Consider the following 22,593-nt stretch of genomic DNA (forward strand, 5'->3'; position numbering starts at 1 on the left):
GACTTCCTCAGCACCCCCGGTGACGCGGCGCGCCCGCAGGCTGTTGTCGCGAGCCCGCGGTTCCCCGAGATCGAGGAACGCATCCTGCGCTACTGGGCCGAGGACGGGACCTTCCAGGCGTCGGTCGCGAACCGTGACGCCGGCGAGAACGGCTCCAACGAGTTCGTCTTCTACGACGGGCCGCCGTTCGCCAACGGCCTGCCGCACTACGGCCACCTGCTCACCGGCTACGTCAAGGACCTCATCCCGCGCTACCAGACGATGCGTGGGCGCCGGGTCGAGCGCCGCTTCGGCTGGGACACCCACGGGTTGCCGGCCGAGCTCGAGGCGCAGCGCAAGCTGGGGCTGAAGACCAAGGCCGACATCCTCGAGCTGGGCATCGAGAAGTTCAACGCTGCCTGCCGCGAGTCGGTGCTGAAGTACACCCAGGACTGGGAGGAGTACGTCACCCGCCAGGCCCGCTGGGTCGACTTCGAGAACGACTACAAGACGCTCAACCCGGAGTACATGGAGAGCGTCATCTGGGCGTTCAAGACGCTCTACGACAAGGGCCTGGTCTACGAGGGCATGCGCGTGCTGCCCTACTGCTGGAACGACGAGACGCCTCTGTCCAACCACGAGCTGCGCATGGACGAGGACGTCTACCAACAGCGCCAGGACCCCTCGGTCACCGTCGCGGTGACGCTGGAGACCGGCGAGAAGCTCCTCGCCTGGACGACCACGCCGTGGACCCTGCCGAGCAACCTGGCCATGGCCGTCGGCCCGGACCTGGACTACGTCACCGTCGAGCACGACGGCTCGCGCTATGTCCTGGCCGAGGCGCGCCTGGGGGCGTATGCGCGGGAGCTGGGGGAGGACGCCCGTGACCGGGTCGTGGCGCGCCACAAGGGATCCGAGCTCGTCGGCCGGCGCTACGCCCCGATCTTCGACTTCCTCACCGACACCGCGGTGTGGGGCACCGAGAACGCCTGGCAGGTCATCGCCAGCGACCACGTCACCACCGACGACGGCACCGGCGTGGTGCACATGGCCCCGGCCTACGGCGAGGACGACCAGAAGGCGTGTGAGGCGGTCGGTATCCCGACCATCCTCACCGTCGACGAGGGCGCGAAGTTCACCGCCGCGGTGCCGCCCTACCAGGGGCTGCAGGCGTTCGAGGCCAACCGCCCGATCATCAACGACCTCAAGGCCGCCGGGCTGCTGGTGCGCGAGGAGAGCTACGTGCACTCCTACCCGCACTGCTGGCGCTGCCGGAAGCCGCTGATCTACAAGGCGGTCTCGAGCTGGTTCGTCGAGGTCACCAAGTTCAAGGACCGGATGGTCGAGCTCAACGAGCAGATCACGTGGGTGCCAGAGCACGTCAAGCACGGTCAGTTCGGCAAGTGGCTGTCCAACGCCCGCGACTGGTCGATCAGCCGCAACCGCTTCTGGGGCAGCCCGATCCCGGTGTGGAAGTCCGACGACCCGAACTACCCGCGCGTCGACGTCTACGGCTCGTTCGAGGAGCTCGAGCGGGACTTCGGCGTCGAGGTCACCGACCTGCACCGGCCGTTCATCGACGAGCTGACCCGGCCCAACCCCGATGACCCGACGGGCCGCTCGACGATGCGCCGCGTCACCGACGTCCTCGACGTGTGGTTCGACTCCGGCTCGATGAGCTTCGCGCAGGTGCACTACCCGTTCGAGAACGCCGAGTGGTTCGAGCACCACTTCCCGGGCGACTTCATCGTGGAGTACATCGGCCAGACCCGCGGCTGGTTCTACACGATGCACATCCTGGCCACGGCGCTGTTCGACCGGCCCGCGTTCCAGAACTGCGTCAGCCACGGCATCGTGCTGGGCAACGACGGCCAGAAGATGAGCAAGTCGCTGCGCAACTACCCGGACGTCTCCGAGGTCTTCGACCGCGACGGCGCCGACGCGATGCGCTGGTTCCTCATGTCCAGCCCGATCCTGCGCGGTGGCAATCTGATCGTCACCGAGCAGGGCATCCGCGACGGGGTCCGCCAGGTGCTCATCCCGCTGTGGAACGCGTGGTACTTCTTCTCCCTCTACGCCAACGCCGCGGGCGGGGGCGCCGGCTACGAGGCGAGGTGGTCCACCGCCTCGGAGGACGTGCTCGACCGCTACCTGCTGGCCAAGCTGCGCGACCTCGTGCAGGACGTGCAGGACCAGCTGGACACCTACGACGTGGCCTCGGCCTGCGACTCGGTGCGCGGCTTCCTCGACGTGCTGACCAACTGGTACATCCGGCGCTCGCGGGAGCGGTTCTGGGACACCGCCGGTGACGGCTCGGCCTCGGCCGCGTTCGACACCCTCTACACCACCCTCGAGGTGCTCACCCGGGTCGCGGCGCCGTTGCTGCCCTTCACCACCGAGGAGATCTGGCGCGGGCTCACCGGTGGCCGCTCGGTGCACCTCACCGACTGGCCGGTGGCCTCCGACCTGCCTTCGGACGAGCCGCTCGTCGCGGCGATGGACCGGGCGCGGGAGATCTGCTCGACGGCGCTGGGCCTGCGCAAGGCCAACGCGCTGCGCGTGCGGCTGCCGCTGCAGGACCTGACCGTCGTCACCGAGGACGCCGCGGCGCTGGAGTCCTTCGGCGCGGTCGTCGCCGACGAGGTCAACGTCCGCACGGTGACCCTCGTCGACGTGGCCTCGGCGAGCGAGGCGGACTTCGGCATCTCCCAGAAGCTGACCGTCAACGCCCGCGCCGCCGGGCCGCGCCTGGGCAAGCAGGTCCAGGTCGCCATCAAGGCGAGCAAGTCCGGCGACTGGTCCGTGCAGGAGGACGGCGGCGTCGTGGCCGGCGGGCTGCCGCTGCATGAGGGGGAGTACACCCTCGAGACGGTGGTGGCCGAGGACGGCCACGGCGAGGGCAGCAGGGCCACGGGCATGCTCCCGGGCAGCGGCTTCGTCGTGCTCGACACGACGGTGACGCCGGAGCTGGCCGCCGAGGGCCTGGCCCGCGACGTGGTCCGGGCGGTGCAGCAGGCCCGCCGCGACGCCGGCTTGGACATCAGCGACCGGATCAGCCTGACGGTGACCGGCGACGACGAGGTCTGGCAGGCCACCGTGACCCACCAGCAGCTCATCATGGAGGAGACCTTGGCAACCCAGTTCGGCTCGGCAGGCTCGGCGCACCAGCTCCCGGAGGGCCAGGGCGTCGAGGCCACCGTCGGCGACGGCCAGGCCATCCGCATCCTGGTGAGGAAGCTCTGATGGCGCCCTCGACCGGCCGCCCCGACGCGGCCCAGCAGCACGCCGCCGAGCAGCTCGAGCTGCGCAAGCGGATGCGGGAGGTGGAGCAGGAGATCCTTGCCCGCACGCCCGAGCACGACCTCGAGCCGTCCCTGGACCGCATCGCCGCGGTGATGGAGCTGCTCGGTGACCCGCAGAGGGCCTTCCCGGTCATCCACGTCACCGGCACCAACGGCAAGACCTCGACCACCCGGATGATCGAGCGGCTGCTGCGCGAGGCGGGCCTGTCCACCGGGCGGTTCACCTCGCCGCACCTGCACGACATCCGTGAGCGGATCGCCTTGAACGGCAAGCCGATCCCGCCGGAGAAGTTCGTCGCGGCCTACGAGGAGGTGCTGCCCTACATCGAGATGGTCGACACGAAGTCGGTCGACGAGGGCGGACCCCGGATGACGTACTTCGAGGTCGTCGTCGCCGTGGCCTACGCCGCGTTCGCCGACGCCCCCGTCGACGTCGCGGTGGTCGAGGTCGGCATGGGCGGCTCCTGGGATGCGACCAACGTCGCCGACGGCACCGTCGCCGTCGTGACGCCGATCGCCCTGGACCACGAGCGTTTCCTGGGCTCCTCCGTGGAGGACATCGCGACCGAGAAGGCCGGCATCATCAAGGAGGGCGCCCTCGCCGTCATCGGCGTGCAGGAGCCCGAGGTCACCGAGATCCTGCTCGAGCGCGCCGCCGAGGTGGGTGCGACCACCGCCGTGGAGGGCAGCCAGTTCGGTGTCCTGGCCCGCGACATCGCGGTCGGGGGCCAGCAGGTGTCGATCCGTGGCCTGTCCGGTGACTACAACGACCTGTTCCTGCCACTGCACGGCGCCCACCAGGGGCACAACGCCGCGATCGCGCTCGCGGCGGTGGAGGCGTTCATCGGCGGTGGCGAGCAGCCGCTGGACATCGACGTGGTGCGCGCCGCCTTCGCCGAGATGTCCTCCCCGGGGCGACTGGAGATCGTGCGCCGCTCACCCACGGTCCTCGTCGACGCGGCGCACAACCCCGCGGGCGCCGAGGCGCTGCGCGCGGCGCTGGAGGACTCGTTCAACTTCGCCCGCATCATCGGCGTCATCGCGGTGCTCGCGGACAAGGACGCCACGCAGATGCTCGAGGTCCTCGAGCCGGTGCTGGACGAGGTCGTGGTCACCCGCACCACCTCCCCGCGTGCCATGAGCCCCAAGGCCCTGGGCGACCTCGCCACCGAGATCTACGGCGAGAACCGCGTCACCGTCGTCGACAGCCTGCCGGAGGCCCTCGACCGGGCCGCCGGGCTGGCCGACGAGGGCGGCGTCGCCGGGGGAGTGCTGGCCACCGGCTCGATCACCACCGCCGCCGAGGTCCGCCTGCTGCTCGGCGTCACCGAGGTCTGAGCGCCGGGTCGCCGAGCGAACCCCGTCGCGGCGGCCCGGACGCCGGACCCGCGGGCTCAGCTGGTGGGCGCGAAGCCGGGGACGTTGCGTCCCAGCCACGTGAGCGCGCCCGGCAGGAGGCTCAGCCAGACCCCGGCGCGGTGCCCGGCGTGCTGGAGCACGATCCCGTCGACCGCCAGCGGTGGCCGGGCCACCTTGAGCAGCTCGGCGCTCGAGGTGTACGACACCGGGTCGGTGTGGGAGGTCTCCATCCACAGGGCCACCGGCGGTGGCCGCCGGTGGGTCAGGGCGACCAGGTCGTAGCGTCGGGCCAGCGCGCTGCCCGGGGCGTACAGCTCGTAGTTCGGGCCGAACTCAGGTCGGAAGTAGCCACCCATGACGACCGCGGCGCTGTACTGCGCCGGGTGGAGCATCGCCGCCATGGCGGCGCACCAGCCACCTGAGGACAGCCCGATCGTCGCCCACGAGGACCGGTTGGTGCTGACGCGGAACGTGCGCGCCACCCACTCGGGCACGTCGCGGGTCAGCCAGGTCTCCATCTGCGGGGTGCCCGGGCGTCCGTTGACGCACTCGGTGTCGGCGCCGGCGGGGATCTGCAGGTCGGGAGAGACGATGAGCGCCGGGCGCATCCGGTGCGCCGCGACCTGCTGGGCCATCGCCGACCCCAGTCCCATGGTGCGCACCCAGTTGAACGGCGAGCCGGGGTAGCCGTGGAACGTCTCCAGCACGGGGTAGCGGACCGAGGCGTTGGCCGGGCTGGCGTAGCCGTCGGGCAGCCGCACCACCACGAGGCCGGTGATGCCGCTGCGCGGCCCGTGGACGGTGTAGAGCAGGTTCCCCTCGCCATCCGACGTGGTGGCCAGCGCCGGCAGGGTGGCGGTCCCACTCTTCGCGGCGGCGCCTGCGACCGCACGCGATGCCGCGTCGGTGGCGGTGGCGCCCCGCTTGACCGCCGTCGTCGTGACCGTGTTGCTGAGGGCGCCCTTGAGGTCCGTCCAGTCCGCGAAGAAGAGGAACTGCGCGTTGAGCTGCGTCGCCGCGGTGAGGAGCACCAGCACGTTGACCCCCAGCAGCAGCCCGGCGCGCCGGGCGAAGCGGCTCCACCCGCGGCCCGAGAGCGACGGCCACAAGAGGACGAGGGCGACGAAGGAGGCCACGGTGGCCACCGCCACCAGCGTCAGGAACAGCCACCCGGTCAACGAGAACACCCTGCTACCTGCTCCTCCCTAGTGGCCCCGGCGCACGGGACAACGCGTCGTCAGCGCTGGGAGCCACCGTAGGGACGGTTGCTGCACGGGTGCTGAGTGCGGGCTGGGGATCTTCTGCCCGCGCGGGGGCGGCCCGGCCGGCAATGGGAGACTGGACCGGTGCTGAGCTCCCTGGTCCTCTACGGCGTCCCCGAGAAGATGACGCGTCGTCTCGCCGCCACGGTCATCGGCAGCCAGGGCCTGGCGGTCTTCTTCGGCGCCCTCGTGGCCCGCGCCCTCGCGGAGGCGCGCGGCGAGTCGAGCTCGGGGGCCTTCCTGGCGGTCGGCAGCGTCATCGCGGTGCTGTGCATCCTCGACGCGGGTCTGCTACGCCGCCCGTGGGGGATCACCCTGGGCTGGGTGCTGCAGCTCGCCACGCTCCTGTCCGCGTTCGTCGTCCCGATGATGCTCGTGGTGGGCCTGATCTTCGGCGCGCTCTGGGTCACCGCGCTGGTGCAGGGCGCCAGGATGGACGCCCTCACGCGGGCTCACCTGGCCGAGGCCGGCTCGGCCTCCCCGCCCGCCGATCGGTAGGCTCCGGCCCATGACTGAGCGTTCCCTGGTGTTGGTGAAGCCCGACGGCTTCAAGCGCGGACTCTCCGGCGAGGTGCTGCGGCGGATCGAGGCCAAGGGCTACTCGCTCGTGGCCCTGTCGGTGTTCGTCCCCGACCAGGACCGGCTGGCGCTGCACTACGCGGAGCACGAGGGCAAGCCGTTCTACGAGCCGCTGGTGGACTTCATGTCCAGCGGCCCGGTGACCGCCGCCGTCATCGAGGGGGAGCGGTGCATCGAGGGCTTCCGTGCCTTGGCCGGCGCCACCGACCCGACGGCCGCTCTGCCCGGCACCATCCGCGGCGACCTCGGCCGCGACTGGGGGCTGAAGGTCCAGCAGAACATCGTGCACGGCTCGGACTCCCCGGAGTCGGCCAAGCGCGAGATCGAGATCTGGTTCCCCGGGCTCGCCTGAGCCCCGCCTGACCTTCGCCAGGCCCGTTCCGCAGCTGCGGAACGGGCCTGGCGCGTGTCCGGGCTGTATGCCGCGTGGCCGGCCACGCGGCATACCTGCGGTGGGGGGCGGGTTGCCGGGCGCCCGCCGGGGGCCTTGACTGGAGCGGGCGAACGGCTCCTGCCGGCCGGGCCGCTGCCGGGTCGCCCCTGAGGAGCATGGTCATGGCGACGCGATCTGACTCGGCACACGTCCACGGGGGCTCGTCGGCGACGGAGGCCGGGCGCAGCGGCCTGGCCGGACCTGACCGCTCGATGGTGCGGTTCGCCGCGGCAGCGGGGGTGGCCGGGATCCTCCTCGAGGTCGTGATGGACCAGCTGCACCCGGCGAAGTCCCCGCCTAACGACAGCGTGGCGGCCTTCCTGGAGTACAGCCGGTCGAGCACCTGGACCGCCGTGCACATCGGCCAGTTCGCCGGCGCGTTCCTCGTGTCTCTGATGCTCCTGACGGTTGCCCGCCTCGGAGCCGTCCGGCGCGGGGTCGTCGGCGTCCTGGCAACGGTCGGGGGCGTCGCCGCGCTGCTCTACGCCGCCGTCTTCGCGGTCCAGATGGCCGTCGACGGGGTGGCGCTCAAGGGTGCGGTGCACCGTTGGGTGACGGCCACCGGCGCCGCCGACAAGGAGGCCGCCTTCCTCACCGCCTCCGCGGTGCGCGACCTGGAGAAGGGGCTGGGCGGGTTCTTCCAGATGCTCGGTGGCATCTCGTTGCTCGCGCTGGGGTTGAGCATCGTCGTCGGGCGGCTGCTGCCCCGGTGGACGGGGTGGGTGGCCTCGGTCGCCGGTGCGGGCCTGGTCGCCGGGGGAGTGCTGACCGCGCACACCGGCTTCTCCTCGACGGCGTCGGCCGTCCTGCTCGGACCGAGCCTGTTGCTGCTCGTCTTCGTCCTCGGCGTCAGCGTCCCCCTGTGGCGTGCCCGGTGGCTCAGCCCGGAGCCACCTCGTCCAGACCGGCGATGACGACCTCGAGCAGGGAGGCGAGCTGCTCGCGCTGGGCGTGGGTCAGCGGGGCGAGCACGTCGGACTCGACCAGGTTGGCCTCCCGGATGGCGGCCTTGAAGGTGGCCCAGCCGTCCTTGGTGAGCGTGACCAGGACCCGGGTGCGGTTGCCGGGATCGGCAGCCCGCGCGATCAGGCCACGCTCGGCCATGCGGTCCAGCCGGTGGGTCATCGAGGAGGCGGCGACGTTGGTGGCCTCGGCGAGCTGGCTCGGCGTCATCGCGGCGCCGTCGCCGGACGTGGCCAGCCGGGCCAGCACCCCCCACTCCCCGGCGGACAGGTCGAGGTCGGCCAGCTGGTGGGCGTACCACTGGTTCATCCGCCGGGCCAGGCCGTGGACCGCGGTGATCACCCGCTGCACCGACTCCTCACCACCAGCGGCGACGTAGGCCGCCACGTCGGCCCGGTAGCGCTCGTGCTCGGACTCCCGGCGCGCTCCGCCCCGCTTCACGTTGCTCATGGCGTCATCCTGCCATGCTAAGATTTCGATATCGAAATATTCGTTATGCAAGATTACGGCTTGCAAGTCTGAAAGGAAGGTCCGGTGCGGCGCGCCCGTCTGCTGATCCTGGCCTCGACCATCGGCATGCTCGGCTGGGGCACGGTGCTGCCCTACCAGTACGCGTATGCCGCCAACACCCGTGGTTGGGGCCCCTTCGTCGCCGCCGGGGCCTCGAGCCTGTTCTCCATCGGTGCCCTGGTCGCCGCGCCCGTGGCCGGCCGGCTGACCGACCGGCTCGACCCGGTCCGGGTGGCCGTCGTCGCCAAGCTCGTCGCCGCGCTGGGCACCGGGTCGCTGCTGCTCGCGGAGACGCCAGGCGTGTTCCTCGCCGGCATGTTCGTCTTCGGGGTCGGCCTGACCGGCGCCAGCCCCGCGATGTCGGTGCTCGTCCTGCGCTGGGTGGGCCAGGCCGACCGGCGCCGGGTCTTCGCCTGGCAGTTCACCGGCCAGGCGCTCGGCATGGCCGTCGGCTCGTTCGCCGCCGGCTACCTCGTGGACCTGCACCGCCCCCACGGCATGTGGCCCGCCTTCGCCACGGCCGCGGTCGGCTTCGCCCTGTCCGCGGCGCTGCTCGGCGCGACCGGTCTGGGCCGGGCACCGCAGCCCGAGCTGGTCGCCCGACCGGAGGAGGCTGCGACCGGGACCGGCGCGGCCGGCATACGGCTCATCCTGGCCAGCCCCGCACTGCGGTGGACCGCCCTGGTCACAATCACCCTCGCCCTGGGCTTCTACGCGCAGTTCGAGAGTGGCCTGCCGGCGTATGCGATCACCGTGCTCTCCGTGCCCGAGCGCACCGTCGGCACCGCCTCGGCGGTCAACTGCCTCGTCATCATCCTGCTGCAGATGGTCGTCACCCGGTTCACCGCCGGTCGTTCGGCGCCGGCGCTGCTGGTGGTCGTCGGCGCGGTCTGGGTCACCTCGTGGGGCCTGCTCGCGCTCGCCGACCACGTGCCCGGCCTTGCCGGGGCGCTGTTCGTGACCGCGTTCGGCGTCTTCGCGCTGGGCGAGACGATGTACGCCCCGGTGCTCAACCCGCTCACCGCCAGCCTCGCCCCGGCCGGCATGGTCGGCACCACCCTCGGGGTGTTCTCGGCGTTGCAGACCGGGGTCTCCGCGGCCGGCCCGCTGCTCGCCGGCCTCGCGCTCAGCGGTGGCACCGGAGGCGTCTTCCTCGCCGCGCACGTCGGCATCAGCGTCCTCGCCGTCGGGTCCGCCTGGCGGTTGCGGGTCCTGCTCCGGGGCACACCGGCCGAGGCACCGGTCGCACCCCGGTCCGAGCCGGCGCCCGCGCCGGTAGCCTGAGCCCTCACCTTCGGGGGGACCAGGCGAAACATCCGAGCCAGGTCACCGGCCTCGGGGTGGCGGGCGCGATTAGGGGCGCGCGAGGCCCCGCTGCTAACCTTGCTGACTGCCGTGAACCGGCCGCGGATCAGAGAGAGCCCAGGTGAACCAGCCCTGTGGCACCGCGCAACGACACTTAAGGAGCACTGTGGCCCTCGACGCTGCTGTGAAGAAGGACATCCTCGCCGAATACGCCACCCACGAGGGCGACACCGGCTCCCCCGAGGTGCAGATCGCGATGCTCACGCGTCGGATCAAGGACCTCACCGAGCACGCTCGCGAGCACAAGCACGACCACCACAGCCGGCGCGGCCTGCTCCTGCTGGTCGGCCGCCGCAAGCGCATGCTGCGCTACCTCGAGGCGACCGACATCGAGCGTTACCGCTCGCTGATCAAGCGCCTTGGCCTGCGCCGATAAGACGTCTCACGTGAAGGAGGCGGCCCGCTCCGATTCGCCGGAGTCCGGGTCGCCTCCTTTCGCATGAGCGGCCTGTATGCCGGGCCCGGACCCGCGCGCCCCGCGCGCGGACCCAGCCACACGGCATACGGTGCCGGGGGCACCACCCCCACGAAGGAAGCCCGTGCACAACGACGATGCACGTGGTGTTTGTGAATGAGAGAACAGGAGGGCCCAATGGAGGGTCCAGAGATTCAGTTCGCCGAAGCCACCATTGACAACGGCTCGTTCGGCACCCGCACGGTCCGGTTCGAGACCGGTCGCCTGGCCAAGCAGGCCGGCGGCGCCGTCGCCGCCTACCTCGACGACGACACGATGCTGCTGTCGACGACCACGGCCGGCAAGTCCCCCAAGGACCAGTTCGACTTCTTCCCGCTGACGGTGGACGTCGAGGAGCGCATGTACGCCGCGGGCAAGATCCCCGGCTCGTTCTTCCGTCGCGAGGGCCGCCCCTCGACCGACGCCATCCTCACCTGCCGCCTGATCGACCGCCCGCTGCGCCCGACCTTCACCAAGGGCCTGCGCAACGAGGTCCAGGTCGTCATCACGGTGCTGTCGCTCAACCCCGACCACCAGTACGACGTGCTCGCGATCAACGCCGCGTCGGCCTCCACCCAGATCTCCGGCCTGCCCTTCAGCGGCCCGATCGGTGGCGTCCGCGTCTCGCTGATCGACGGCCAGTGGGTGGCGTTCCCGAACTTCTCCGACATCGAGCGCTCGACCTTCGACATGGTCGTCGCCGGTCGGGTCGTCGGCGACGACGTCGCGATCATGATGGTCGAGGCGGAGTCCACCGAGTCCACCTGGAACCTCGTCAAGAACGAGGGCAAGCAGGCACCGACCGAGGAGGTCGTGGCCGAGGGCCTCGAGGCGTCCAAGAAGTTCATCAAGGTCCTGTGCGAGGCCCAGGCCGAGCTCGCGGGCAAGTCCGCCAAGGAGGTCCAGGAGTTCCCGATCTTCCTGGACTACCAGGACGACGCCTACGCCGCGGTCGAGTCCGCCGTCTCCGGCGACCTGGCCCAGGCGCTCACCATCGCCGGCAAGCAGGAGCGCGAGGACCGCCTCGACGAGATCAAGGACGCCATGAAGGCCTCCCTCGCCGGGTCCTTCGAGGGCCGCGAGAAGGAGCTGTCGGCGGCCTACCGCTCGGTGCAGAAGAAGCTGGTCCGCCAGCGGATCCTGCGCGACAAGGTGCGCATCGACGGCCGCGGCCTGGCCGACATCCGCGCCCTGGGCGCCGAGGTCGAGGTCCTGCCGCGCGTGCACGGCTCGGCGATCTTCGAGCGTGGCGAGACCCAGATCATGGGCGTCACCACGCTGAACATGCTCCGCATGGAGCAGCAGCTCGACACGCTGTCGCCGACCACGCGCAAGCGCTACATGCACAACTACAACTTCCCGCCCTACAGCACCGGTGAGACCGGCCGCGTCGGCTCGCCGAAGCGCCGCGAGATCGGTCACGGCGCCCTGGCCGAGCGTGCGCTCATGCCGGTCCTGCCGACCCGCGAGGAGTTCCCCTACGCGATCCGTCAGGTGTCCGAGGCCCTCGGCTCCAACGGCTCGACGTCCATGGGCTCGGTCTGCGCCTCGACCCTGGCGCTGATGAACGCCGGTGTGCCGCTGCGCGCCCCGGTCGCGGGCATCGCGATGGGCCTGGTGTCCGACGAGGTCGACGGCCAGACGCAGTACGCCGCGCTGACCGACATCCTCGGCGCCGAGGACGCGTTCGGTGACATGGACTTCAAGGTCGCCGGCACGCGCGAGTTCGTCACGGCCATCCAGCTCGACACCAAGCTCGACGGCATCCCCGCCTCGGTGCTGGCCGGCGCGCTGACCCAGGCCCGTGACGCCCGTCTGCACATCCTGGACGTCATGGCCGAGGCCATCGACACCCCGGACGAGATGAGCCCGTTCGCGCCTCGCGTCATCACGGTGAAGGTGCCGGTCGACAAGATCGGCGAGGTCATCGGCCCGAAGGGCAAGATGATCAACCAGATCCAGGAGGACACCGGCGCCGACATCTCCATCGAGGACGACGGCACCGTCTACATCGGTGCCACCGACGGCCCGTCGGCCGAGGCCGCGCGCGCGGCGATCAACGCGATCGCCAACCCGCAGATGCCCGAGGTCGGCGAGCGCTTCCTCGGCACGGTGGTCAAGACGACGACCTTCGGGGCGTTCGTCTCGTTGCTGCCCGGCAAGGACGGCCTGCTGCACATCTCCGAGGTGCGCAAGCTCGTCGGCGGCAAGCGGATCGACTCCGTGGACGACGTCGTCAAGGTCGGCCAGAAGGTCCAGGTCGAGCTCAAGGAGATCGACCCGCGCGGCAAGCTCTCGCTCGCCGCGGTCCTGCCCGAGGGTGACGAGGCCGCGGCCGGTGAGGCCAAGGCCGAGGAGCCCGCGCAGGGCTGACGCCTCCTGAACGCCACCGAGGCCCGGTGCCCCCTCGAGGGGCGCCGGGCCTCGGTGCGTGACAGTCCCCGCGCGGGGGCCGCATCCTGCCGCCGGGCGGTCCGAGGGCGAGCCGGTCCGAGGGCGAGCCGGTCCCCGGCTCCCGGGCGAGGGCGGACGGACTGAGCGGGCGGGCAGCTGTCCGGGCGGCGCAGGCCGGTCACTAGGCTGGCCCGCGTGAGCGCGATCAAGGTCTCCGTCATCGGCGCCGACGGGCGCATGGGTTCCGAGGTGTGCCGGGCGGTCGAGGCCGCCGAGGACACCGAGCTCGTGGGCCGCTTCGACCACGGGGACGAGCTCGGCGACCTCGCCGGCGCCGACGTGGTCGTCGAGTTCTCGGTGCCGGACGCCTCCGCCGCCAACGTGGCGCACTGCGTGGCGCAGGGGGTGCACGTCGTCGTCGGCACCACCGGGTGGAACGAGGACAAGCTGGCGACCCTGCGCCGGCAGGCCGACGCCCAGCCCGGGGTCGGCGTGCTCATCGCCCCGAACTTCGCCATCGGCGCCATCCTCATGATGAGCTTCGCCCAGCAGGCCGCCCGGTTCTACGAGTCGGTGGAGGTGGTCGAGCTGCACCACCCCGACAAGGTCGACGCGCCCTCCGGCACGGCCGCCCGCACCGCCTCGCTGATCGGCGCCGCGCGCCGCGAGGCCGGCCTGGGCGACGTCCCGGACGCGACCACCCACGACCCGGACGGGGCGCGCGGGGCGCGCGTGGACGGCATACCGGTGCACGCGCTGCGGCTGCGTGGCCTCGTCGCCCACCAGGAGGTGCTCTTCGGCGGGACCGGCGAGCTCCTGACCATCCGGCACGACTCCTTCGACCGGGTGAGCTTCATGCCCGGCGTGCTGGAGGGTGTGCGCAAGGTCGCCGACCACCCCGGCGTGACCGTCGGGCTCGAGCACTACCTCGGTCTGGCCTGATCCGTTGCGCGAGAAGGCTCGTGAGCGCATCACCGCGCTCGTGCTGTTCGTCGTCCTGGCGTTCTACTCGGTGACCATCGGCTGGCGCGGCGTGCTGCTCGTCACCGACAGCGGCGGCCGTGTGGTGCCGATTGTGCTGGGCATCGGCGTCGTGCTGATGCCCGTGGTGGCCCTGTGGGCGATCTGGCGGCTGGTGCTGTTCGCCCGTGACGGCTCCGCGATGATGCAGCAGCAGGGCGAACCGAGCGGGCCTGCCGACGAGGCGTGGCGGGCCCACCTGGTCGAGGCCGAGGCCCACCGCCAGGCGGGGGAGCGCAGCGCGGAGCAGCGCGCCTACCGCGCCGCCGTGCGGGCGTGGCGGGAGAGCCGCTCCGCCTGACCCGTGTGCCGCTGGGTGGGCGTCAGGCGGCGAGGCCAACGGCGCGGAGGATGCCCGCGGTCGCCGCCGCGAGGACCACCACGACGAGGAACGGAGCCCGCAGCAGCAGCGCCACCACGGCGACCGCGACCCCGGCGGCCCGCGCGTCGAGCGCGAGGGCGTGACCGGTGGTGAACGTCTGCACGGCCACCAGGGCGGCGAGCAGGGCGACCGGCAGCAGCCCGGTGGTCCGCCGGGTGCGCGGGCCGTCGAGCCAGCGGTGCGGCACGACGTGCCCGGCGTACTTGAGACCGAACGCGCCGGCGCTGGCGGTCAGCACGGTGGCCCACAGCGTCATGCCGGCACCTCCCGGTTGCGGCGGGGGCGCAGCCCGGCGAGGACGGCGGTGACCGCGGCGACGAGCACCGGGACGCCGGCGGGGGAGTGCGGCGCGAGGAGCAGGGCGACCAGGGCGGCCGCGACACCCACGGCCTGCGCCTCGCGGGTGCGCAGCCGCGGCCACAGCAGTGCCAGGAAGGCGGCCGAGGCCGCGGCGTCCAGGCCGTAGGCCCGTGGGTCCCCGAGCGCGTCCCCGACGAGGGCGCCGGCCAGCGTGGCGAGGTTCCACAGCACGAAGATCGTGACGCCGGTGGCCCAGAAGCCGAGGCGGCTGGCCTGGCGCTCGGGCTGGCCCACCGCCACCGCGGTCGACTCGTCGATGGTCAGCTGCGCCGCGGCGACCCGGCGCAGGCCGCGGACGTCGAGCATCCGGGAGACCTGCAGGGCGTAGAGGCTGTTGCGCAGGCCGAGCAGCGAGGACGTGGCGACGGCGGCCACCCCGGAGCCCCCGGCGGCCACGATGCCGACGATGGCGAACTGGGAGCCACCGGAGAACAGCAGCGTCGACAGGGCCACGGTCTGCCACAGGCTCAGCCCGGAGGCGACGGCCAGCGCCCCGAAGCTGACGCCGTAGGCACCGGTGGCCACGCCGACGGACAGGCTCTGGCGCAGGACCTGGCTGCGCCTGCGTGGGTGCAGCTCGTTCACGGGGCGCCGAGGTCGGCCACGAGGCGCACCTCGCGCACCGTCCCGCCGTCGGCGTCGATGACCCGCTCGCGCCAGGCGCCGTCGGGCGTCAGGCCCGAGGCGATGAGGAACTCGCGGCCGCCCTCGTCCTCCTCGAGCAGCCAGATGACCATGCGCGTGAAGCCTCCGCCGCGGAGCGTGTCGACGGCGGCGTTGAGCAGCCGCGAGCCGTGCCCGGTGTTGCGGGCCTCGGGGTGAACGCCCATGGCGAGCACCTCACCCGAGGTGCCGGCACTGTCGCGGTCGGCGGAGGGGCCCACCGCGACGAACCCGACGACCTGCTCCCCGGCGCAGGCCACCAGCAGCCGGTGCTGCGGGGTTGGCGCCGAGGCCAGGGAGTCCCGCCACACGCGGGCGAACGCCGGCCCCTCGAACTGATGGAGCACCTCCGGCGGCAGCACGTCGGCGTAGGCCTCGCGCCACACGGCGGCCTGGACCAGCCCGACCGCCGGGGCGTCGCTCACCCGGGCAAGGCGCACACTGGCGTCGGCGACGATGCCGCTCTGCTGCGGCTCGTGCAGGTGCTCGTGGGCGTGGTCGTGGGGCATGGGCCCATCCTCGCATCCGGTCGATCGTGTGACACCAAGTCGGCAGGATTGCGCCAACGTGTAACACCTCGTCATACTGGAGCCATGTATGGCAACGACTTCGTCGACCCCGACGCGCCGCTCAACGCCGCCGAGACCGGTGCCGTGGAGCAGGCTGCCGCGCACGTGGACCGGCGCGGCGAGGTGGGGCCGGACTTCGATGCGCTGATCGCCGCCGACCAGCGCATCGAGCCGCGCGACGACATGCCCGAGGCCTACCGCAAGACGCTGATCCGCCAGATCGCCCAGCACGCGCACTCCGAGATCATCGGCATGCAGCCGGAGGGCAACTGGATCACCCGCGCGCCGAGCCTGCGTCGCAAGGCGATCCTCATGGCCAAGGTGCAGGACGAGGCCGGCCACGGGCTCTACCTCTACAGCGCCGCCGAGACCCTGGGCATCGACCGGGCCGAGCTGCTCGACATGCTGCACACCGGCCGCCAGAAGTACTCCTCGATCTTCAACTACCCGACGCTGACCTGGGCCGACTGCGGGGCGATCGGCTGGCTCGTCGACGGTGCCGCGATCATGAACCAGGTGCCGCTGTGCCGCTGCTCCTACGGCCCCTACGCCCGCGCGATGATCCGCGTCTGCAAGGAGGAGTCCTTCCACCAGCGGCAGGGCTTCGAGATCCTGTGGACCCTGAGCCGCGGCACCGACGCCCAGAAGGCCATGGCCCAGGACGCCGCCGACCGCTGGTGGTGGCCGGCGCTGATGATGTTCGGCCCGCCGGACACCGGTGAGGCCGCCAAGGGCGGGCACACCGAGCAGTCGATGGCCTGGGGCATCAAGCGGTTCAGCAACGACGACCTGCGCCAGAAGTTCGTGGACATGACCGTCCCGCAGGCGCAGAAGCTCGGCCTGACGCTGCCCGACCCCGACCTGAGGTTCAACGAGGAGACCGGCCACTGGGACTTCGGCCCGATCGACTGGGACGAGTTCTGGCGGGTGCTGCGCGGCGACGGCCCGTGCAACGCCGAGCGGATCAGCTGGCGCGTGCGCGCCCACGAGGAGGGTGCGTGGGTGCGCGAGGCCGCCAACGCGTATGCCGCGAAGCAGGCCCGCGCCCACGCCCAGGAGAGCGCCGCATGAGCATCCCCACCCCGAACGACCGCTCCGGCGACGCCGTGCCGGTCACGCCCGAGCGCAGCTGGCCGCTGTGGGAGGTGTTCGTCCGTGGCAAGCGCGGGCTCTCCCACGTCCACGTCGGCTCGCTGCACGCCCCGGACGCACAGATGGCCCTGCGCAACGCCCGCGACCTCTACACCCGGCGCCAGGAGGGTGTCTCGCTCTGGGTGGTGCGCTCCAGCGACATCACCGCGAGCAGCCCCGACGAGCGCGACTCCTTCTTCGACCCGGCGGCGGACAAGGTCTACCGTCACCCGACCTTCTACGACGTGCCCGAGGACGTCGAGTACCTATGAGCATCCACGCCACAGAGCTCACCGGCTCCCAGCTCACCGCCCGCTACGCCCTCCAGCTCGGCGACGACGCCCTCGTCTACGCCCAGCGCCTGGGGGAGTGGATCAGCCGCGCCCCGCAGATCGAGGAGGACATGGCCCTGGGAAACATCGGCCTGGACCTGCTCGGCCAGGCGCGGGTGCTGCTCGGCCACGCCGGCTCGCTCGACGGCTCCGGCCGCACCGAGGACGACCTGGCCTACTTCCGCGATGAGCGCGAGTTCCGCAACGTCCATCTCGTCGAGCAGGAGCGCAGCGACTTCGGTTTCGAGATGGCGCGCCTGCTGTGGTTCTCCGCCTACCAGGCCGAGCTGTACGCCGCGCTGGCCACCTCCGACGACGAGGTGATCCGGGGCGTCGCGCTCAAGGCCGTCAAGGAGGTCGACTACCACCGTGACCACGCGACCCAGTGGGTCCTGCGCCTGGGTGACGGCACGCCCGAGTCGCACGAGCGGATGCAGGAGGCCCTGGAGCGCGTCGCGCCCTACGTGGCCGAGCTCTTCGACGACGACCCCGTCAGCGTCGCCGCGGCCGACCTCGGTGTGGGTGCACGGCCAAAGTCGTTGTGGGACAATGCTTTTGCCTACGTCAGCCACGTGGTCTCGCAGGCCACGCTCGCGCTGCCCGAGCAGCCGACGTGGCGCTCCCGTGGCGGTCGTGACGGCATCCACTCCCGTCCGATGGGCTACCTCTTGGCGGAGATGCAGCACATCGCCCGATCCCACCCCGGAGCGACTTGGTGAGCACCACCCTGCCCGCGTCCACGACCGACCTCACCGCTCCCGGGGCCGCGGTCACCCTCGACCTGCCTGCCTCGCGGGCCCTCGACACCCTGGTGGGCCGGGCCATCGCGGACGTGCCCGACCCCGAGGTCCCCGTGGTCACCATCGAGGACCTCGGCATCCTGCGCGAGGTCACGGTCGACGAGGTCGAGCACCTCGTGCGGGTGGTCATCACCCCGACCTACTCCGGGTGCCCGGCGATGGACGCCATCCGGGTGCGCATCGAGCACGTCGCCGCCCGCGAGGGCTACACCGCCTCGGTCACCACCCGGCTGGCGCCTGCCTGGACCACCGACTGGATGAGCGAGGAGGGCAGGGCCAAGCTCGCCGAGTTCGGCATCGCCCCGCCCGGCCAGCGCGCCGTGGCCGCGGGGCCGGTCGGCGTCGGCCTCTCGCTGCGCCAGGTGGCCTGTCCGCACTGCGGGTCCAAGGACACCGAGGAGATCTCCCGCTTCGGGTCCACCGCCTGCAAGGCGCTGCGTCGCTGCACCGCCTGCGGCGAGCCGTTCGACGAGTTCAAGGCGATCTGAGTGGCCGGGCTCATCAGCAAGCCGGCGCGTCCGCGCGCCCGCTTCCACACCCTCACCGTCGCCGACGTCGAGCGGCTCACCGACGACGCCGTCGCGGTGTCCTTCGACGTGCCGGAGGACCTCGCCGCCGAGTTCGCCTTCGAGCCGGGCCAGCACCTCACCCTGCGCGCGACGATCAACGGCGAGGACGTGCGCCGGTCCTACTCGATCTGCCTGCCCCGGTCCGAGGCCGTGCGCCGCCGGCAGGTCCGCGTCGCGGCGGCGCGGGTCGACGGCGGGCTGATGTCGACCTGGCTGGGGGAGTCGGTCAAGCCCGGCGACGCGATCGAGGTGATGACCCCCCTCGGCGGGTTCACCTGCCCGACCGAGCCGGACGGCATACGTCACCACGTCGCGCTGGCCGCGGGCAGCGGCATCACGCCGGTGATCTCGCTGCTGTCCACCGCGCTGGAGGAGGAGCCGCGGTCGCGGGCGACGCTGGTCCTCGGCAACCGGCGGACGAGCTCGATCATGTTCCTCGAGGAGCTCGAGGACCTCAAGAACCGCTATCCGGGGCGCTTCCACCTCATCAACGTGCTCTCCCGCGAGGCGCAGGACGTCGAGCTGTTCACCGGGCGCATCGACCGCGACAAGCTGGAGCGGCTGTTCGCCACCATCCTGCCGGTGGACACGGTCGACGAGTGGTACCTGTGCGGGCCGTTCGGCCTGGTCGAGGCCTCCCAGGCGCTGCTCGCCGAGAGGGGCGTCGACCCCCACCACGTGCACCACGAGGTGTTCCACGTCGACGCGCCGGGGGAGCCCACCGGCACCCGGGCGCCGGTGGCGGCGGAGCCGGGCGCCCCGCCGGAGGCCGTGGTGACGGTCAACCTCGACGGCCGCTCGACGGTGATCGAGATGCCCTCGCGGGAGGAGACCATCCTCGCGGCCACGCTGCGGGCGCGGCCGGACGCGCCGTACAGCTGCACCGGCGGCGTGTGCGGCACGTGCCGGGCGCGGGTCGTCGACGGCGAGGTGCGCATGGAGCGCAACTACGCCCTCGAACCGGAGGAGGTCGCGGCCGGGATCGTGCTGGCCTGCCAGGCCCACCCGGTCACGGACGCCGTCTCGCTCGACTACGACGCCTGAGGGCCGGACCCAGCCGGTATCCCGGGTGGTCGCCGGGGTGGTCAGTCCCGCCAGACCCGTTGGTAGGTGACGAACGCGAAGCCGTCCCGCTGGTCGCGGGCCGTCTCGGACCAGTCGGCGGCGTCGACCTCGGGGAAGAGCGTGTCGCCCTCGGGGGCCTGCTCGACCTCGGTCAGCAACAGCCGGGTCGCCACCGGCAGGGCCTCGGCGTAGACCTGCCCACCGCCGACGACGAAGACCTCGGTGTCACCGTCGGCGACGGCGAGGCGCAGCGCCTCCGGCAGCGAGTGGGCCACCGCCACGCCCTCGTGCGCCCAGTCCGGCTGACGGGTGACGACCACGGTGCGCCGGCCCGGCAGGGGCCGGCCGATCGAGTCGAAGGTGCGCCGGCCCATGACCAGGGTGTGGCCCATGGTCACCGCCTTGAAGTGGGCCAGGTCCTCCGGCAGCCGCCACGGCAGGTCGTTGTCGCGGCCGATGACGCGGTTGGCCCCGACCGCAGCCAGCAGGGTGACGGTCATACGGCGATGGGGGCCTTGATGGCCGGGTGCGGGTCGTAACCGACCAGCTCGACGTCGCCCATCTCGAACTCGTCGATGCCCTTGCGGTCGGGGTTGAGCCGCAGGGTCGGCAGCGCCCGGGGCTCTCGGCTCAGCTGCTCGCGGGCCTGATCGACGTGGTTGGTGTAGAGGTGGGCGTCGCCGAGGGTGTGCACGAAGTCACCGACCTCGAGCTCGCAGACCTGGGCCACCATGTGCGTCAGCAGCGCGTAGGAGGCGATGTTGAACGGCACGCCGAGGAAGATGTCGCCCGAACGCTGGTAGAGCTGGCAGGAGAGCCGGCCGTCGGCGACGTAGAACTGGAACAGCGTGTGGCACGGCGGCAGGGCCATCTGCTCGAGGTCGGAGACGTTCCACGCGCTGACGATGTGGCGCCGCGAGTCGGGGTTGGTGCGGATCGACTCGATGACGGCGGCGACCTGGTCGACGTGGCGCCCGTCCGGCGTGGGCCAGGAGCGCCACTGGTAGCCGTAGACGGGGCCGAGCTCGCCCTGGTCGTCGGCCCACTCGTCCCAGATGCTCACGCCCTGCTCCTGGAGCCAGCGCACGTTGGTCGACCCGCGCAGGAACCACAGCAGCTCGCCGACCACGGACTTCAGGTGCAGGCGCTTGGTCGTCACCGCCGGGAAGCCCTCGGAGAGGTCGAAGCGCATCTGGTGGCCGAACACGCTCAGCGTGCCCGTGCCGGTGCGGTCGCCCTTGGGCGTGCCGTGGGTCAGGACGTGGTCGAGGAGGTCGAGGTACTGCCGCACGGTGGCAACCTAACACCGGGCACCCACCCCGGACCGGCCGACGCGGCGGGGCGCCCCGCGCGGGCGGCGCCGCACCCGGCATACCGGAGGCGATAGCCTCACCTCATGCCCGACACGCCCCACTTCGGCACCGTCCTGACCGCCATGGTCACCCCGATGCACCCCGACGGCTCCGTCGACCTCGAGGGCGCGCAGCGGGTGGCCACGCACCTGGTCGAGCACGGAAACGACGGTCTCGTCGTCAGCGGCACCACCGGGGAGTCCCCGACGACCACGGACCAGGAGAAGGTCGACCTGCTCCGCGCGGTCGTCGAGGCGGTCGGTGACCGCGCGCGCGTCGTCGCCGGCGTCGGCACCAACAACACGGCCCACTCGGTCGAGGGTGCCGAGGCCGCGGCCAAGGCCGGCGCGCACGGGCTGCTCGTGGTGACGCCGTACTACAACAAGCCGCCACAGGAGGGCGTCCTCGCCCACTTCCGCACCGTCGCCGACGCCACCGACCTGCCGGTCATGGTCTACGACATCCCGGGTCGGGCCGGCATCCCGATCCACACGGAGACGCTGCTGCGCCTGGCCGAGCACGAGCGGATCGCCGCCGTCAAGGACGCCAAGGGCGACCTGTTCGCCGCCAGCAAGGTCATGGCCGCGACCGACCTCCAGTGGTACTCCGGCGACGACGTGATCAACCTGCCGCACCTGGCGCAGGGCGCCGTGGGCGTGGTCAGCGTGGTCGGGCACGTCGCCGGAGACCTGTATGCCGAGATGGTCGCCGCCGTGGGTCGGGGGGACCTGCCGCGGGCCATCGAGATCCACCGACGCCTGATCCCCGCGGTCGACGCCGTCATGAACATCACCCAGGGCGCGATCATGGCCAAGGCCGCACTGAAGGAGCTGGGCGTCATCGCCTCGGCTGCCGTGCGCCTGCCGCTGGTCGAAGCCACCGACGACCAGGTCGCCGCCGTGCGGTCCGGTCTTGAACAGGCAGGACTGATTTGAGTCATCCCCACCCCGAGCTGACCACCCCGCCGCCGCTCGCAGAGGACGGCGTCCGCGTCGTCGCGCTCGGCGGCCTCGGCGAGGTCGGCCGCAACATGACCGTGATCGAGCACCGCGGCCGGTTGCTCGTCGTCGACTGTGGCGTGCTCTTCCCCGAGGACCACCATCCCGGCATCGACCTGATCCTGCCGGACTTCAGCTACATCCAGGACCGCCTCGACGACGTCGACGCGATCGTGCTGACCCACGGCCACGAGGACCACATCGGTGCGGTGCCGTTCCTGCTGCGCCTCAAGCCCGACATCCCGCTGGTCGGCTCGCAGCTGACCCTGGCCCTGGTCGAGGCCAAGCTCAAGGAGCACCGGATCACGCCCTACACCCTGGGTGTCAAGGAGGGGCAGCGCGAGACCCTCGGCTCCTTCGACTGCGAGTTCGTCGCGGTCAACCACTCGATCCCGGACGCGCTTGCGGTGGCCATCCGCACGCCGGCCGGCACGCTGCTCCACACCGGCGACTTCAAGATGGACCAGCTGCCGCTCGACGGCCGGCTGACCGACCTGCGCGCGTTCGCGCGCCTGGGCGAGGAGGGGGTCGACCTCTTCCTCACCGACTCCACCAACGCCGACGTGCCCGGCTTCACCACTCCCGAGCTCGAGATCGCACCCGCGATCGACAAGGTGTTCCGGCACGCCGAGCGGCGCATCATCGTCGCGTGCTTCAGCAGCCACGTGCACCGCGTGCAGCAGGTGCTCGACACGGCGGCGGCGCACGGTCGCAAGGTCGCCTTCGTGGGCCGCTCGATGGTGCGCAACATG

The 22,593-nt window shown here is 71.8% G+C and carries 24 protein-coding genes; 17 read left to right on the forward strand and 7 right to left on the reverse strand.

What is annotated here, in order from left to right:
* Both ileS and VF825_RS07120 read left to right on the forward strand, forming a co-directional pair.
* On the forward strand, window positions 1-3,222 hold a 3,222-nt coding region (gene ileS, locus VF825_RS07115; RefSeq protein WP_331111618.1), incomplete at its 5' end, for an isoleucine--tRNA ligase.
* Window positions 3,222-4,619: a folylpolyglutamate synthase/dihydrofolate synthase family protein gene (locus VF825_RS07120; RefSeq protein ID WP_331111620.1), complete on the forward strand. Its 1,398-nt coding sequence runs from the start codon at window positions 3,222-3,224 to the stop codon at window positions 4,617-4,619. The genes ileS and VF825_RS07120, both read left to right, overlap by 1 nt.
* A 56-nt stretch (window positions 4,620-4,675) precedes the next feature.
* On the opposite strand, the gene VF825_RS07125 is transcribed toward VF825_RS07120, so the two are convergent.
* Window positions 4,676-5,818, reverse strand: coding sequence for an alpha/beta hydrolase (locus VF825_RS07125; protein ID WP_331111622.1), 1,143 nt, complete (start codon window positions 5,816-5,818; stop codon window positions 4,676-4,678).
* A gap of 168 nt (window positions 5,819-5,986) precedes the next feature.
* On the opposite strand from VF825_RS07125, the gene VF825_RS07130 reads away from it, so the two are divergent.
* The 3 genes from VF825_RS07130 (at window position 5,987) to VF825_RS07140 (ending at window position 7,828) form a co-directional block, all read left to right on the forward strand.
* A complete protein-coding gene (locus VF825_RS07130) occupies window positions 5,987-6,400 on the forward strand; it encodes a DUF4233 domain-containing protein (RefSeq protein ID WP_331111624.1) in 414 nt (137 codons plus the stop codon).
* Window positions 6,401-6,410: 10 nt separating this feature from the next.
* Window positions 6,411-6,833, forward strand: a complete 423-nt coding sequence (ndk, locus tag VF825_RS07135) for a nucleoside-diphosphate kinase (RefSeq protein WP_331111626.1) — start codon at window positions 6,411-6,413, stop codon at window positions 6,831-6,833.
* Window positions 6,834-7,036: 203 nt separating this feature from the next.
* The gene (locus VF825_RS07140) at window positions 7,037-7,828 is read left to right on the forward strand and encodes a hypothetical protein (RefSeq protein WP_331111629.1); all 792 of its coding nucleotides are present in this window, start codon (window positions 7,037-7,039) and stop codon (window positions 7,826-7,828) included.
* Here the strand turns inward: VF825_RS07140 and VF825_RS07145 are convergent.
* On the reverse strand, window positions 7,794-8,327 hold the full coding sequence (locus tag VF825_RS07145; protein WP_331111631.1) for a MarR family transcriptional regulator: 534 nt from the start codon (window positions 8,325-8,327) through the stop codon (window positions 7,794-7,796). The two genes, VF825_RS07140 and VF825_RS07145, sit on opposite strands and share 35 nt — an antisense overlap.
* An 84-nt stretch (window positions 8,328-8,411) precedes the next feature.
* Between VF825_RS07145 and VF825_RS07150 the strand changes: the two genes are divergently transcribed.
* From VF825_RS07150 to VF825_RS07170, 5 genes are all read left to right on the forward strand, one after another.
* Window positions 8,412-9,671 (forward strand): MFS transporter, encoded by a 1,260-nt coding sequence (locus VF825_RS07150; protein WP_331111634.1) that lies wholly within the window; start codon window positions 8,412-8,414, stop codon window positions 9,669-9,671.
* 187 nt (window positions 9,672-9,858) lie between these two features.
* Complete coding sequence (rpsO, locus tag VF825_RS07155; protein WP_141787718.1) at window positions 9,859-10,128, forward strand: 30S ribosomal protein S15; 270 nt, start codon at window positions 9,859-9,861, stop codon at window positions 10,126-10,128.
* Window positions 10,129-10,344: 216 nt separating this feature from the next.
* Window positions 10,345-12,579, forward strand: a complete 2,235-nt coding sequence (locus VF825_RS07160; RefSeq protein WP_331111646.1) for a polyribonucleotide nucleotidyltransferase — start codon at window positions 10,345-10,347, stop codon at window positions 12,577-12,579.
* A 216-nt stretch (window positions 12,580-12,795) separates the two neighbouring features.
* Window positions 12,796-13,542: a 4-hydroxy-tetrahydrodipicolinate reductase gene (gene dapB, locus VF825_RS07165; protein WP_331111648.1), complete on the forward strand. Its 747-nt coding sequence runs from the start codon at window positions 12,796-12,798 to the stop codon at window positions 13,540-13,542.
* A gap of 4 nt (window positions 13,543-13,546) precedes the next feature.
* Window positions 13,547-13,921: a hypothetical protein gene (locus tag VF825_RS07170; protein WP_331111650.1), complete on the forward strand. Its 375-nt coding sequence runs from the start codon at window positions 13,547-13,549 to the stop codon at window positions 13,919-13,921.
* Between the two features lie 22 nt (window positions 13,922-13,943).
* Here the strand turns inward: VF825_RS07170 and VF825_RS07175 are convergent, their stop codons facing one another.
* The 3 genes from VF825_RS07175 to VF825_RS07185 are packed head-to-tail and all read right to left on the reverse strand — an operon-like array spanning window position 13,944 to window position 15,534.
* Window positions 13,944-14,258: an AzlD domain-containing protein gene (locus VF825_RS07175; RefSeq protein WP_331111652.1), complete on the reverse strand. Its 315-nt coding sequence runs from the start codon at window positions 14,256-14,258 to the stop codon at window positions 13,944-13,946.
* Window positions 14,255-14,947 carry an AzlC family ABC transporter permease gene (locus VF825_RS07180; protein WP_331111654.1) on the reverse strand — a complete coding sequence of 231 codons (693 nt, stop codon included), beginning with the start codon at window positions 14,945-14,947 and terminating at the stop codon, window positions 14,255-14,257. Before VF825_RS07180 ends, VF825_RS07175 begins: the two co-directional genes overlap by 4 nt.
* A complete protein-coding gene (locus VF825_RS07185) occupies window positions 14,944-15,534 on the reverse strand; it encodes a GNAT family N-acetyltransferase (protein WP_331111655.1) in 591 nt (196 codons plus the stop codon). The genes VF825_RS07180 and VF825_RS07185 overlap by 4 nt, the downstream gene beginning before the upstream one ends.
* A gap of 84 nt (window positions 15,535-15,618) precedes the next feature.
* Between VF825_RS07185 and paaA the strand changes: the two genes are divergently transcribed.
* From paaA to paaE, 5 genes are all read left to right on the forward strand, one after another.
* Window positions 15,619-16,665 (forward strand): 1,2-phenylacetyl-CoA epoxidase subunit PaaA, encoded by a 1,047-nt coding sequence (gene paaA, locus VF825_RS07190; RefSeq protein ID WP_331111657.1) that lies wholly within the window; start codon window positions 15,619-15,621, stop codon window positions 16,663-16,665.
* Window positions 16,662-16,997, forward strand: coding sequence for a 1,2-phenylacetyl-CoA epoxidase subunit PaaB (gene paaB / locus VF825_RS07195; RefSeq protein ID WP_331111659.1), 336 nt, complete (start codon window positions 16,662-16,664; stop codon window positions 16,995-16,997). Before paaA ends, paaB begins: the two co-directional genes overlap by 4 nt.
* Complete coding sequence (gene paaC, locus VF825_RS07200) at window positions 16,994-17,776, forward strand: 1,2-phenylacetyl-CoA epoxidase subunit PaaC (protein WP_331111660.1); 783 nt, start codon at window positions 16,994-16,996, stop codon at window positions 17,774-17,776. Before paaB ends, paaC begins: the two co-directional genes overlap by 4 nt.
* A gap of 62 nt (window positions 17,777-17,838) precedes the next feature.
* Complete coding sequence (gene paaD, locus VF825_RS07205) at window positions 17,839-18,345, forward strand: 1,2-phenylacetyl-CoA epoxidase subunit PaaD (protein ID WP_414695790.1); 507 nt, start codon at window positions 17,839-17,841, stop codon at window positions 18,343-18,345.
* A complete protein-coding gene (gene paaE / locus VF825_RS07210; RefSeq protein ID WP_331111661.1) occupies window positions 18,346-19,470 on the forward strand; it encodes a 1,2-phenylacetyl-CoA epoxidase subunit PaaE in 1,125 nt (374 codons plus the stop codon).
* A 41-nt stretch (window positions 19,471-19,511) separates the two neighbouring features.
* Here the strand turns inward: paaE and VF825_RS07215 are convergent, their stop codons facing one another.
* Together VF825_RS07215 and VF825_RS07220 are read right to left on the reverse strand one after the other, a co-directional pair.
* Complete coding sequence (locus VF825_RS07215; protein WP_331111663.1) at window positions 19,512-19,991, reverse strand: dihydrofolate reductase; 480 nt, start codon at window positions 19,989-19,991, stop codon at window positions 19,512-19,514.
* Window positions 19,988-20,782, reverse strand: coding sequence for a thymidylate synthase (locus tag VF825_RS07220; RefSeq protein ID WP_331111665.1), 795 nt, complete (start codon window positions 20,780-20,782; stop codon window positions 19,988-19,990). The genes VF825_RS07215 and VF825_RS07220 overlap by 4 nt, the downstream gene beginning before the upstream one ends.
* Before the next feature lie 105 nt (window positions 20,783-20,887).
* Between VF825_RS07220 and dapA the strand changes: the two genes are divergently transcribed.
* Entirely contained in the window at window positions 20,888-21,778 is an 891-nt protein-coding gene (gene dapA / locus VF825_RS07225; protein WP_331111667.1) for a 4-hydroxy-tetrahydrodipicolinate synthase, read from the forward strand.
* Window positions 21,775-22,593 (forward strand): ribonuclease J (locus VF825_RS07230; protein WP_331111669.1); only part of this gene is annotated, 819 nt, incomplete at its 3' end. The genes dapA and VF825_RS07230, both read left to right, overlap by 4 nt.

The organism is Oryzihumus sp., assembly GCF_036391795.1.
Taxonomy (GTDB): Bacteria; Actinomycetota; Actinomycetes; order Actinomycetales; family Dermatophilaceae; genus Oryzihumus.

Coding starts and splice junctions, on each gene's coding strand:
- VF825_RS07120 (WP_331111620.1), top strand. CDS start 3,222: ATGGCGCCCTCGACCGGCCGCCCCGACGCGGCCCAGCAGCACGCCGCC.
- ndk (WP_331111626.1), top strand. CDS start 6,411: ATGACTGAGCGTTCCCTGGTGTTGGTGAAGCCCGACGGCTTCAAGCGC.
- VF825_RS07140 (WP_331111629.1), top strand. CDS start 7,037: ATGGCGACGCGATCTGACTCGGCACACGTCCACGGGGGCTCGTCGGCG.
- VF825_RS07145 (WP_331111631.1), bottom strand. CDS start 8,327: ATGAGCAACGTGAAGCGGGGCGGAGCGCGCCGGGAGTCCGAGCACGAG.
- VF825_RS07160 (WP_331111646.1), top strand. CDS start 10,345: ATGGAGGGTCCAGAGATTCAGTTCGCCGAAGCCACCATTGACAACGGC.
- VF825_RS07175 (WP_331111652.1), bottom strand. CDS start 14,258: ATGACGCTGTGGGCCACCGTGCTGACCGCCAGCGCCGGCGCGTTCGGT.
- VF825_RS07185 (WP_331111655.1), bottom strand. CDS start 15,534: ATGCCCCACGACCACGCCCACGAGCACCTGCACGAGCCGCAGCAGAGC.
- paaA (WP_331111657.1), top strand. CDS start 15,619: ATGTATGGCAACGACTTCGTCGACCCCGACGCGCCGCTCAACGCCGCC.
- paaB (WP_331111659.1), top strand. CDS start 16,662: ATGAGCATCCCCACCCCGAACGACCGCTCCGGCGACGCCGTGCCGGTC.
- paaC (WP_331111660.1), top strand. CDS start 16,994: ATGAGCATCCACGCCACAGAGCTCACCGGCTCCCAGCTCACCGCCCGC.
- VF825_RS07215 (WP_331111663.1), bottom strand. CDS start 19,991: ATGACCGTCACCCTGCTGGCTGCGGTCGGGGCCAACCGCGTCATCGGC.
- dapA (WP_331111667.1), top strand. CDS start 20,888: ATGCCCGACACGCCCCACTTCGGCACCGTCCTGACCGCCATGGTCACC.